This is a genomic window from Mesorhizobium sp. M0518 (assembly GCF_040321125.1).
In the GTDB taxonomy this organism is placed as follows: domain Bacteria; phylum Pseudomonadota; class Alphaproteobacteria; order Rhizobiales; family Rhizobiaceae; genus Mesorhizobium.
Genome location: NZ_JAMYQY010000038.1, coordinates 18,495 through 29,759, shown reverse-complemented (window position 1 = coordinate 29,759; position 11,265 = coordinate 18,495). Strand labels below are relative to the sequence as shown.

The window sequence follows — 11,265 nt, the reverse complement described above, 5'->3', positions numbered from 1 at the left end:
GTAGATACCGCGCTCATCATGGCGGCTGACAGCATCGCTGGCTACATTCAAGGCCTGCTGGATGGTGTCGCCTTCAGCCACACCTCCTATGCGCTCGATAGGGCTTCCAGGAAGTCAGCGCTTGCACACTTCTTGGGACAAACGAACTCATCTGTGCCCGAAAGCAGCCGCGTTGCCGGCTGATCAGCCACTCTGACAATGGCGCTTTGCGCCTCATTTCGGTCGTTCTTTCGCCCTTCGCGAGTTCCCGAAACCAGTCCCTCCGCCTAGTCGAAGTCAATGTCCGCCATTGCGTAAAAAGCCGCCCGCCAATGGCTAGCAGCTAAACGGCCGTTTCGCGCCACATGTCAGGTGGCCTGTCCCATCGTCACGGATTTCTGAAACGCTGCGGCAAGCCCGTCTGCCACGGCCGCTTCAAACCCGGCTGCGCGCATGGCCTCGATTGCCGCTGCGGTGGTGCCGCGGTAGTCGAGGAAGGTCTGGACGATGTCTTTGGGGTTGTCTGCGCGAGCCTCGATGAGTTTTCCCGCTCCAATCAGCACCGCGCTGACGCTCCTTCGGGCAATGTCCGGGCTTATTCCTCGACCGACGGCATCGTCCATCATCGCCGCCGCCAAAAGCGCCGGAAACGCCGGGCCGGATCCGGTAAGGCCGGTCATGTAGTCGATATCTGCTTCGGTTTTGACTTCGTCGGCAGCGCCACAGGCTTCCAGGATCCGGCGAATAACATTGCGGTCATCCACGGTGACGCCTTGGGAGCCTATCCAGGGCGCGTAGGAATTGCGCACCTCTGCGGCTGCATTAGGAAGCGTGCGGACGACGCGGTCGGTCTTGAGACGTCGAGCCAATTGGTCGAGAGGAATCCCGGCCATGACCGACATCACGAGTTTGCCGGGCGCAGAAATCTCGATGGCAGGCCAATCCTGGGGTCGGACCGAGACGATGATGACATCAGATCGATCCACCAGTTCCTGATTGTCCCTGGTCCAGATAGCGTTTGGCAGAAAGCCGGGTTGCCCGCTTCTGTAAGAGAGCGCGAGGTGCTCTGCGGCAACTATTTGCGCATCGACAATGGCCTCGGCGAAGGCGCGTCCAAGCCAGCCCCCTCCACCAATTATCCCGATGCTCATGGGTTTGCTCATTGTCGCAACTCTTCCTCAGTCCGCCAAATAGTCATGTCTGGCGAAGAACCGATCCAGCTCGCGCTGCTGCGGGGCCTCGCCTGTAAAAATCTCCACGTAGCCGGGAATGCGCTTCATGCGGGCCGTGAGATCTTCCCGGGTCTGCATTGAGATGTAGCCGATCTGCACGAGGTAGACAGTGCGCGCTCGAACGTCGGCCAAGCTTTCCTTGTAACCGAAGCGGACGAACATCTGGCTCATCGCGTCGAGACGCGTCTGGTCGGCTTTCTGGACCTCCGCCAGAATGTCAGGGGATTGAATCGCCCAGCTTCTGACTGCGAATTCGAACTGGGCATCGAACAAGGACTTGTCGAGCCAGCAGTCGAAAACGTTCAGCATCGCTTCGGCCACCGTCTCGGCATACGCCTCGGCCTGCTTGACGAGGCTGCCGGTGTTCTTGTCGCGCCAACGCGCTACGAGGGCAGCCAACAGTTCTTCTCTATCCCTAAAGAACCAATAGAAGCTGGTGCGTGACAGGCCCAACTTCTTGGCCAGTGGCGAAATTCTCACCGTGTCTACGCCAGATTCCAGAAGCAGGTCGTAGGCGGCCTCAAGCCATCCCTCCGGCGATCCACGCCATCCGCTATCGTTCGAAATCTGCTCCATGAGCGACCAGCCTAACAAAAGGTCAAACTGAAAACCAGCAAAATGTACACCTATGTCAACTCTGTCGACCTTACCGAAGCTAAACTTGACATGTGTGTACATTTCCGGTTAGCGTTCGCGCTTGTCCTCCCAGCCCGGAGCCGGTCAGATGTCGAGCGATCCTCTTCTGCAACCCTACAAACTCAAGCATTTGACCCTGCGCAATCGCATCATCGTGACCTCCCACGAGCCGGCCTATCCGGAGGATGGGATGCCGAAGGAACGCTATCTTGCCTATACGGTGGAACGGGCAAAGGGCGGTGTGGCGATGACGATGACAGCCGGGTCCGCGGCCGTCTCGAAGGACAGTCCCCCGGTCTTCAACAACCTGCTCGCCTACAAGGACGAGATCGTGCCGTGGATCCGGCAAATGACAGATGCGGTGCACGAAGAGGGCGCCGCCATCATGATCCAGCTAACCCATCTTGGACGGCGTACACGCTGGGACAAGGGCGACTGGCTTCCCGTCGTGGCGCCGTCCCATCATCGTGAAGCCTCCCACCGCGCATTTCCCAAGAAGATTGAAGACTGGGATATCGAGCGCATCATCAAGGACTTCGCGGACGCCGCGGAGCGGATGAAGGCGGGCGGGATGGATGGCGTCGAGCTCGAGGCCTACGGTCACCTGCTCGAACAGTTCACGTCGCCTCTCATGAACGACCTTGACGGCCCTTATGGCGGTTCCCTTGAGAACCGCATGCGCTTCTGCATGGACGTCTTGAAGGCGATCCGCTCAAGGGTCGGCGAGGACTTCATTCTGGGCGTGCGCTATACGGCGGATGAATGTCTCCCCGGCGGCACCGGCAAGTCGGAGGGCATTGAAATCTCCAAGCGCCTCAAGGAAAGCGGACTTGTCGATTACCTCAACGTGATCCGCGGCCATATCGACACCGATGCGGGCCTGACGGACGTCATCCCGATCCAGGGAATGGCGAATGCGCCGCATCTTGATTTTGCCGGCGAGATTCGTGCCGCTACCAACTTCCCAACCTTCCATGCAGCGAAAATACCGGATGTAGCGACGGCGCGCCACGCGATTGCATCGGGTAAGGTCGACATGATCGGCATGACGCGCGCTCACATGACCGACCCACACATCGTGCGCAAGATCATCGAGAAGCGTGAAGACGAAATCAGGCCCTGCGTGGGCGCCAACTATTGCCTTGACCGTATCTATCAGGGCGGAGCGGCATACTGCATTCACAACGCCGCAACCGGCCGCGAACTGACCATGCCGCACATCGTCCCCAAGGCCGAAACCCGCAAGAAAATTGTCGTGGTCGGCGCAGGTCCGGCCGGCCTAGAGGCGGCCCGCGTGGCGGGCGAGCGGGGACACGAGGTCGTGGTCTTCGAGGCCGCCAGCGGGCCGGGAGGACAGATCCGCCTGACAGCGCTGAGCCCACGCCGCAAGGAGATGATGAGCATCATCGACTGGCGCATGGCCCAGTGCGAAAAATACGGGGTGACCATCAAGTTCAATGCCTGGGCAGAAGCCGAAACCATCGAGGCGGAAAATCCTGATGTCGTCATCATCGCGACGGGCGGGGTGGCGCACACCGATGTCCTTTCCAAGGGCAACGAGTTGGTTGTGTCTTCATGGGACATCATCTCCGGAGACGTAAAGCCGGGAAGCAATGTCCTCATCTTCGACGACGCCGGCGACCATGCCGCCCTCCAGGCCGCGGAATTCATCGCGGGTGGGGGAGCGAAGGTCGAGATCATGACGCCGGACCGGTCCTTCTCCCCCGAGGTGATGGCTATGAACCTCGTGCCCTACATGCGGGTCCTGCAAAAGCTCGATGTGACCTTCACAGTTACCTATCGGCTCGAGTCCGTTGAAAAGAATGGCAACCAGCTCATTGCAAATGTCGGCAGCGACTACGGCGGCATATCCAGGCAGCGCGTCGTGGACCAGGTTGTCGTCAACCACGGCACCATTCCGCTCGATGACATCTATTTCGAGCTGAAACCGAAATCGACCAATCACGGCGAGATTTCGCATGATGAGCTCATTGCCGGACAAGCGCAGTCGGTGGTGCGGAACCCGCAAGGCCAATTCCAATTGTTTCGTATCGGCGATGCCGTTTCAGCTCGCAACACCCACGCCGCGATCTACGACGCACTGCGACTGGCGAAAGATATTTGACCCGGCAACGAACGCGCACAACAAGGGCTGCGAGATGAACAGAAGTGACGCCCTGCAATATTTTGTAGACACCGCGTTCGTGGCCTTCGACCAGTTCTCACACGACCTGCGATCGCGCAGATCGATCATCCAGCTCTTCGCCCAATCTGAAGTTCCCGGACTGGAAAGGACCAAGGCCGGGAGCCGCAAGCCGGTCTGTTCTCATCTTGGCTCGGCGTTGGCGGAAGAGACGATCCCGTCCACGCTCCGCAACTTGGTCGAACGCTTCAAGGCGATCGAGCCGCTGCTCGAATGGCGGCCGAAATCAAATCCCGCCCCGTCTGCCAGCCGCAATTTCGCTGACGGTCACGCCAACGCGATGATCCTTGGTCCGGGCGGCATCGAGGACAGACACGATCTATGGCTCGGCGTCACTTTGATGGCTCCTCACGTCCGGTATCCCGACCACAATCATCCGCCGGAAGAAACCTACCTCGTGCTTTCGGATTCCGAGTTCAGGCAGGCTGACAAGGAGTGGTTTTCGCCGGGCATCGGTGGATCATTCTACAATCCGCCAGGCATCAAACATGCAATGAGATCCCTGGATACGCCGCTGTTCGCTTTCTGGGCGCTGCTGGTGGATCAAACGCATCACTGAGCTGGCCGAAACCCGGTATTGACCGAGGGGCAGCCAAGAAGATTGCCGTTCCGATGAGGCATGCAGATCATCAATAGCTTCATCGCCTCAACGGTCCGGCTTCAAGCGAGTTCGGAGGTGGAGTTCCGCGACTACTAGGATAGATATTCCGCTTGTACTCGACCGCTTTGGGCCTGCTGAGCCTATATGACGAGATCACAAGAGGGCATCGAAATCAAAGTAGAAAACTCTGGCCTCGATCCCCAATTCCATCGACCGATCTCGGCTATCTGCTATGCGTCGACTTTCACGCGTCCGATCGGGTTGGAGCAGCACGCAAGAATATACCCTTCGGCAATATCCTCTTCGGTGATGCCGCCGTTATGCACCATATGAACCTGACCTTCAATCTTTCGGATCTTGCAGGTTCCGCAAATCCCCATGGAGCAGCCCGATGGAATCACCAGCCCCGCGGCCTTCGCAGCGGACAGGATCGTATGCGTCTCTGTACACTTCGCGACTATGCCGGACAGGGCAAACTGGATTTCGGCCACGCTTTGTTCATTCGGAACCACATCCTCGGGGACATTCTCCGCATCTGGAGGCTCTGCCTGGAAGCTTTCCTGATGATAGCGGCTCATGTCGTAGCCGAGACCCGCAAGGGCCTCGCGCACGGCCCGCATGAAGGGCTCGGGTCCGCAGCAGAACACCTCGCGGTCCAGATAGTCCTGCGCCATCAGGCCCAGCATGATCTGGTTGAACATCCCGCGGTAGCCGGTCCAGGACCGGAAGGGATCTGCCTCTTCGACGACCCATTTGAGATCGATGCCGACGATGCGCGACGCCATGAGTTCCATCCTGTCGCGCAGAATGATGTCGGACGGGCGGCGCGCGCAGTTAATGAAAACGATGTCCGGCTCGCGCCCGGAATCGTAGAGCCAAGTGGTCATCGCCACCATCGGTGTGATGCCGGAACCGGCCGAGATGAAAAGGTATTTCTCGACCGGATGATGGACGATCGAGAATTTCCCAGTCGGCCCTATAGCCTTGATGAGCGCGCCTTTGCGCAAATTGTCGAGCATCCATCTGGTGCCGATGGACCCTTCCTGCGCCTTGACCGTGACGGTCAGGGCAGTCGGACGCGACGGCGAAGACGAGATCGTATATGTGCGATAGACCGGCCCCCCTGGAACGGGCAGTTCCAGTGTAACGAACTGTCCCGGTTCATGATTGAACAGCGCGCCGGACGGACTCTGAAAGCTGAAGGTCACGACATTCGGCGCTTCCGGAGTACGGGTTACGCATTCCAACTCTTCTGCATCGGTCCAGAACGAGAGTTTTCTGAATGCGCTCATCGGGTCATTCCGCTGCAACTTGAAGCGGCGCAAGGGCGCGCTCAAGCCAGGCTGCATACCAATCGACAAATTGCGTCACGCCGCTTTCCTGCCCGGGCGAATAGGGGCCAGGAGTATAGGCCGGCGAGAGTATCCCAAGCTGATTGTTTTCAACGATTTCGCGGTCTTCGTCATTGGTCGCGATCCAGACCTCGGTCAGGCGCTTGAGGTCGTAGTCCACACCTTCGACCGCGTCCTTGTGCACAAGCCAGGTGGTGGTGACTTCGGTTTCAGTGGCGCTGATCGGCAACACCCGGAAGGTGAGGGAGTGGTCCGGCAGGAAGTGGTTCCATGTAGAGGGATAATGGAACATGAGGAGCGAGCCGGCGTCGGGCGGCGCAACCCGGCCAAGGTTCTTGGCGACGGCCGCCTTGCCGTCCATCGTATAGCTCACGGCCTTTTCCTGAAGCGGCATACGCGCCAGGCGGTATTGTCCCTCTCCGGCGAGTTGGAACTGCGCCGGCGCACCGGCGCCAGCGCAGCGGTCGAAATGCGCCTGTAGCTTCGCCGATACCTTCCCATCAGCTTGGACGCCAGCGACTTCGGGATCGAGCGGGAATGAGCGGCACAGCGCCGGATGATTACTGCTGCAATGATAGCATTCGCGGTTGTTCTCCCACACCAGCTTCCAATTGCCTTTTTCGATGATGGTCGACGTGTACGCGACTTTGGAATCCGTAAGGTCGTGGACTTCGAGATATGGCTGAGCCATCTGGGCGAAAGCATCGAAATCAGGTGGAGTGGTGGACAGGCAGACGTGGATCAGGCCATCGAGATTGCGAAGATTGACGGGCTTCAAACCATGTTTTGAGGCATTGAAATCCGGGCCCATGTCATTCGCCCAGATCAGCTTGCCATCGAGCTCATAGGTCCACTGGTGATAGGGACAAACGAGCTTGGCCACCTGGCCTTCGCGCGCCTTGCAGATCAGCGACCCGCGATGCCGGCAGGAATTATGAAAGGCGCGGATTTCGCCATCGCGGCCTCGAACGACGATCACCTCGTAGGCACCCACGCGCATCGTTACATAGCTACCAGCTTTGGCAAGCTGGCACGCCGGGGCTGCGTAGAGCCATTCCTGGTAGAAGATGTGCTCGAGGTCGAGCTGGTAAATCGTCGGCGATGTGTAGAACGGCTGTTCGAGCGCATAGCCCGAGACGCGACGTGCTAGCAGCTCTTGGATGGTCGGCGAGGCGGCGTTCATGCGGAAATTCCATGGATAGCAGGCTTATTTGAAATGAAATTTTCTGGCTTGAACGCCTTTTGCGCAACAGCAGTAATTTTCAGCACGAGTTAGTTCAGCTAATGTCTTGCACGCCGCGAGCTCCCATGGGCCAACAAGCGGTTCCGAAGGGGCTGTGATGCCAAGACCGTACGATCTCTCCTCGGTGACCGCTCTCATCTGCTTCGAGGCTGCTGCCCGAAATGCAAGTTTCAAGAATGCCGCTCAGGAATTGAACGTGACACCCGCGGCCATCAGCCACCAAATCAAGGCGCTTGAGGGTGACTTGGGATGCAGCCTGTTCCTGCGCAGGAGCCGTGGTGTCGAATTGACTGAGAAAGGGGCGTTCTTGTTCGTTGCGGTGCAGCGCGGGCTAGAGACGATTTCCGACGCCGTTACTCACATGCGTGATCGCCCCGAAACCGCTGACGTGACCATCCGGACAACGACGGCAGTCAGTTCGCTTTGGCTTACACCGAAGATTTCTACCTTCTGGAAAAGCCATCCCACCATCACTGTCTCGCAGATCGTCAGCGACGTGCCCGGAGCCGCCATCCGTTGCGATCTAAGTATTCAATACGGTGATGCGCAGGAGAATCGCGAAGAGTGCCACAAACTCTTTCACGATCGCATCGTCGCGCTGGGAACGCCAAAATTCGCCGCTGAGCATGGCATTGGCCGGATTGAGGATCTGCTCAAGGCGCCTTTGATTCATACGAATAACGAGGATACCGACTGGGAGAACTGGCCGGACTGGTTTCAAGCGCTTGGACACACCATCCCAAAGGGCCGCAGGTTTTCAGTCAACAACTACATGATTGCCCTCCAGGCCGCTCAGGATGACATTGGGGCGGTCTTGGGATGGGATGGATTGGTCAAACGTCTGATGGATCAGGGACGGCTGGTCGCACTTGTGCCCGACAATATTCCATCGCCCAGGGCATTTTATCTGAAAATCCATCCCAAGGCAGGTTCGAAAGCCCGACTCTTTGCCAGTTGGCTCGCCAAAAGCTCTTGAGGGCTGCTCTCTTGCTCGCGGACTTCGTAGGAAGTCGGCACCTTGAGGCTCAATCACAGGGAGTGTAACCGCTGACCCGCAGCCTTCAACGCGGATGGACCCTGTCGATGGAAGTTGGCAATAGGATCGCCGTAAAAATCTACACGAGGAGCGCTCCGGACGGACGAACTCTAGCTGTCTCGTTCCTGCATTGCGATTTCTCGGATCCAGCTTCGCAGGATTTCGGCAGCTGGTGAAAGCGTGCGCTTATCGTTCCAGGTGAGATAGTAGCTTCCTGGAGCCGGGAGTTCGAGTTCGGTCAGCCTGACCAGTTTGCCTTCGTCTATCTGTGACTTCACGAGGCGATGCCAGCCTACGGCAAGGCCCTGGTCGGCTTGAGCCGCCTGCATGGCTACAAAGAATTTTCCGAATCGGCGGCCGCGGGTCGGGCCGTGGGGCACGGCCGCACGTCGCAAGACTTCGTCCCAGCCCGCCCAGTTCGGATCAACCCAGTCGACATGCAGCAAGGGAAGATCCGGCAGGGATGCTGCCGTCGCGTCTCGATGTGCTTTGGCAAACTCCACCCCGCAGACCGGATAGATGGTTTCGCCGAAAAGAAGCTCGGCGTTCTCGTCAGGCCAGGAGCCGAACCCATATCGGATGCGCAACTCTACCTCGGCCCTCCGGTAGTCTCGCGGATTGTCAGAGATCAGATGATCGACTGCAATCTCGCCGTAACGTGTCCAGAAATCGGGCATACGCGGTATCAGCCACATCGTAGCAAAGGCGTCAGAACAGGCGAGCGTGACGTTCTTGGAGCGATCGCCGCGCTTGACGTTACGGACAATTTCGGCTGCGCGCGAAAAGCCACTCGCAAGGACGCCATAGAGGTCCTCGCCGGCACTCGTCAGCATCACCCCCGAGCCCAGCCTTACAAACAGCTGAACGCCAAGTTCGTCCTCGACCGCCTTGACCTGCCTGCTTACCGCCCCGGGAGTTACATTCAGCTCTCCCGCCGCCAATTTGAACGACAAGTGCCTGGCGGATGCTTCGAAGACGGCGAGAGCTGTCAGGGAGGGTAGGTCATAATATCGGCGAACCATCCTGGGCTCCAAACGTTCCAAAACCGAGCGGGGCAGAAACTTCGTCAAGACGTGCGCGCGGCGTCGTGATCTCTACCATGCATACACCAGATCGCATCTTGCTAAAGCTGGTGCTGTCGGGACTGCAGGCACTTTCATGCGGAGTATGCTGACCGTAGCAACTCAGCAAAGATGAAGGTTTCTGCTTGGCGCGGGAGGGAATGATTTACGGGCCGGCGTTCAGTGAATGAGCCGCGTTTCCCATGACGATGCTGATTGGGTCAATCGTAAGCGACGAGGCGAAGCCTCCGACGTCCGCGTATAAGTCAACACGCGCGTGAGACTTTTGCAGTAGGTCAAATCGGCGGGTTGCAGCGATAGTCGCGCGCGGTCCGGCTGCGGCTCGCGTGTTCTTTTTGGAGGCCCGCATGACCATTGAAGCGCAAATCTCGCGAAGGGGAGGACGCGACGCCCGCCGAATTATTCGGACCGCGCCCAAGGTGGAGATGCTGCCGACACTCAAGCGCGGGCTACCTGTAATCGAGCCCATGGATGCAGAGCAGGTAGAACGCATTCACGAAGCGTCGCTGGCGATCCTGGAAGAGGTCGGCGTGGTATTCCGCGATCCGATTGCTCTTGAGGACTGGAAGAGAGCAGGCGCCGACGTTCGCGGTGAGCGAGTCTATCTGGATCGCGCGTTGGTGATGGATCTGATCAAAACCATCCCCCCCGACATTGAGTATTTCGCACGCAACCCGGCAAAAAACGTACAGCTGGGCGGCCCGAATTCGATCTTCGTGCCGATGACCGGCGCGCCATACATGCGCGATCTTGACGACGTGCGTCGCGGCCCGACCATTGCGGACCTGGGGACCTTCCATAAGCTGGCGCACATGATGCCGGCGCTGCATTCATCGGCGCACCATATCGTCGAGCCGATGGATATCGTCGTTGCGCACCGACATCTGCACATCACCTACTCGTCGATGAAGCATTCCGACAAGATCTTCATGGGCATGACCACCTCGCCCAAGAATGCCGAGGACGTGCTCGAGATGTGCGAGATTCTCTTTGGCAAAGGCTTCATGGAAACGAATGCGGTCACTACCGGAAATTGCAACGGCAATTCTCCGCTCGTGTGGGACCAGGTCATGCTCGGCGCCATGCGGGCGTTCTGCCGGCGCAACCAGCCGGTGCTGTGCTCGCCCTTCGTGCTGGGCGGCGCAAACACGCCTGCGTCGACGGCGGCTGCGGTGGCGCAGCTAAATGCCGAGGCACTCTCCGCACTCGCCTACACCCAAGTGATCCGCAAGGGCTGTCCGGCCATCTACGGGCATTACCTGTCGACGGTCTCCATGCAGTCCGGCGCCCCAATGGCTGGAACGCCCGAGATATCGCTGATGAACTTCATGATCGGTCAGATGGCGCGACGCTACAACGTGCCGTGGCGCACATCGAACCTGCTCGGCGGTGCCAAGATTTTCGATGCTCAGGCCGGCTACGAAAGCGCCATGACAATGATGGCGGTGCTGATGTCCGGCGCCAACTACATCTGGCACTCGGCGGGCTGGAACGAAGCCGGGATGCATTGTTCCATCGCCAAGTTCGTGGTCGATGCCGAGGTTTGTGCCATGGGTTATCGCATGACCCAAGGTATCCAGTGGGAAGATTTCGACGAGGCCTTGGCCGCCATCCGTGACGTCGGACCCGGTGGCCACTATCTCGGCCATCCGCATACCCAGGCCAACTTCGAACGTGCATTTTTCATACCAAAGCTCTTCGATAACAATTCGATCGAGCAATGGAAGGTCGACGGCTCCAAGGACATAAAGCAAAGGGCGCTCGACCATGCGAAGCACCTTTTGGGAGAGTACCAGGAGCCCACGCTGGATCAGGCCAAAGATGAAGAACTGCGCGCCTATATCGATCGACGCTCGCGCGAGATCCCGGCGGTTGACGCGCTCAACGACGATTATTGAGCG

Annotated in this window: 9 protein-coding genes and 1 pseudogene; 5 read left to right on the top strand and 5 right to left on the bottom strand. The window is 58.7% G+C overall.

All coding sequences use genetic code 11. The features are described 5' to 3' along the window. Positions 1-183, top strand: a pseudogene (locus tag NKI66_RS31490) (integrase); the annotation flags it as partial. A 164-nt stretch (positions 184-347) separates the two neighbouring features. Here the strand turns inward: NKI66_RS31490 and NKI66_RS31485 are convergent. After that, positions 348-1,142 carry a pyrroline-5-carboxylate reductase family protein gene (locus NKI66_RS31485; protein ID WP_352565093.1) on the bottom strand — a complete coding sequence of 265 codons (795 nt, stop codon included), beginning with the start codon at positions 1,140-1,142 and terminating at the stop codon, positions 348-350. A gap of 15 nt (positions 1,143-1,157) precedes the next feature. After that, positions 1,158-1,787 (bottom strand): TetR/AcrR family transcriptional regulator, encoded by a 630-nt coding sequence (locus tag NKI66_RS31480; protein ID WP_352565094.1) that lies wholly within the window; start codon positions 1,785-1,787, stop codon positions 1,158-1,160. A 148-nt stretch (positions 1,788-1,935) separates the two neighbouring features. Between NKI66_RS31480 and NKI66_RS31475 the strand changes: the two genes are divergently transcribed. Both NKI66_RS31475 and NKI66_RS31470 read left to right on the top strand, forming a co-directional pair. Then, positions 1,936-3,972: an oxidoreductase gene (locus NKI66_RS31475; protein ID WP_352565095.1), complete on the top strand. Its 2,037-nt coding sequence runs from the start codon at positions 1,936-1,938 to the stop codon at positions 3,970-3,972. Positions 3,973-4,006: 34 nt separating this feature from the next. Further along, positions 4,007-4,609, top strand: a complete 603-nt coding sequence (locus NKI66_RS31470; protein WP_352753919.1) for a dimethylsulfoniopropionate lyase — start codon at positions 4,007-4,009, stop codon at positions 4,607-4,609. Between the two features lie 272 nt (positions 4,610-4,881). Here the strand turns inward: NKI66_RS31470 and NKI66_RS31465 are convergent, their stop codons facing one another. Together NKI66_RS31465 and NKI66_RS31460 are read right to left on the bottom strand one after the other, a co-directional pair. Beyond that, positions 4,882-5,943: an FAD-binding oxidoreductase gene (locus tag NKI66_RS31465; RefSeq protein ID WP_352571816.1), complete on the bottom strand. Its 1,062-nt coding sequence runs from the start codon at positions 5,941-5,943 to the stop codon at positions 4,882-4,884. Positions 5,944-5,947: 4 nt separating this feature from the next. Beyond that, a complete protein-coding gene (locus NKI66_RS31460; protein WP_352565099.1) occupies positions 5,948-7,186 on the bottom strand; it encodes an aromatic ring-hydroxylating oxygenase subunit alpha in 1,239 nt (412 codons plus the stop codon). 157 nt (positions 7,187-7,343) lie between these two features. On the opposite strand from NKI66_RS31460, the gene NKI66_RS31455 reads away from it, so the two are divergent. Then, positions 7,344-8,222 (top strand): LysR family transcriptional regulator, encoded by an 879-nt coding sequence (locus NKI66_RS31455; protein WP_352753916.1) that lies wholly within the window; start codon positions 7,344-7,346, stop codon positions 8,220-8,222. Positions 8,223-8,392: 170 nt separating this feature from the next. Here the strand turns inward: NKI66_RS31455 and NKI66_RS31450 are convergent, their stop codons facing one another. Continuing rightward, positions 8,393-9,304 carry a LysR substrate-binding domain-containing protein gene (locus tag NKI66_RS31450; RefSeq protein WP_352571877.1) on the bottom strand — a complete coding sequence of 304 codons (912 nt, stop codon included), beginning with the start codon at positions 9,302-9,304 and terminating at the stop codon, positions 8,393-8,395. Between the two features lie 407 nt (positions 9,305-9,711). On the opposite strand from NKI66_RS31450, the gene NKI66_RS31445 reads away from it, so the two are divergent. Next, entirely contained in the window at positions 9,712-11,262 is a 1,551-nt protein-coding gene (locus NKI66_RS31445; RefSeq protein ID WP_352753914.1) for a trimethylamine methyltransferase family protein, read from the top strand. Positions 11,263-11,265 lie beyond the last annotated feature (3 nt).

Excerpts from the sequence above, each read along its gene's own strand:
- NKI66_RS31460 (WP_352565099.1), bottom strand. The coding sequence starts at position 7,186 with ATGAACGCCGCCTCGCCGACCATCCAAGAGCTGCTAGCACGTCGCGTC.
- NKI66_RS31450 (WP_352571877.1), bottom strand. The coding sequence starts at position 9,304 with ATGGTTCGCCGATATTATGACCTACCCTCCCTGACAGCTCTCGCCGTC.
- NKI66_RS31470 (WP_352753919.1), top strand. The coding sequence starts at position 4,007 with ATGAACAGAAGTGACGCCCTGCAATATTTTGTAGACACCGCGTTCGTG.
- NKI66_RS31455 (WP_352753916.1), top strand. The coding sequence starts at position 7,344 with ATGCCAAGACCGTACGATCTCTCCTCGGTGACCGCTCTCATCTGCTTC.
- NKI66_RS31485 (WP_352565093.1), bottom strand. The coding sequence starts at position 1,142 with ATGAGCAAACCCATGAGCATCGGGATAATTGGTGGAGGGGGCTGGCTT.
- NKI66_RS31445 (WP_352753914.1), top strand. The coding sequence starts at position 9,712 with ATGACCATTGAAGCGCAAATCTCGCGAAGGGGAGGACGCGACGCCCGC.
- NKI66_RS31475 (WP_352565095.1), top strand. The coding sequence starts at position 1,936 with ATGTCGAGCGATCCTCTTCTGCAACCCTACAAACTCAAGCATTTGACC.
- NKI66_RS31465 (WP_352571816.1), bottom strand. The coding sequence starts at position 5,943 with ATGAGCGCATTCAGAAAACTCTCGTTCTGGACCGATGCAGAAGAGTTG.
- NKI66_RS31480 (WP_352565094.1), bottom strand. The coding sequence starts at position 1,787 with ATGGAGCAGATTTCGAACGATAGCGGATGGCGTGGATCGCCGGAGGGA.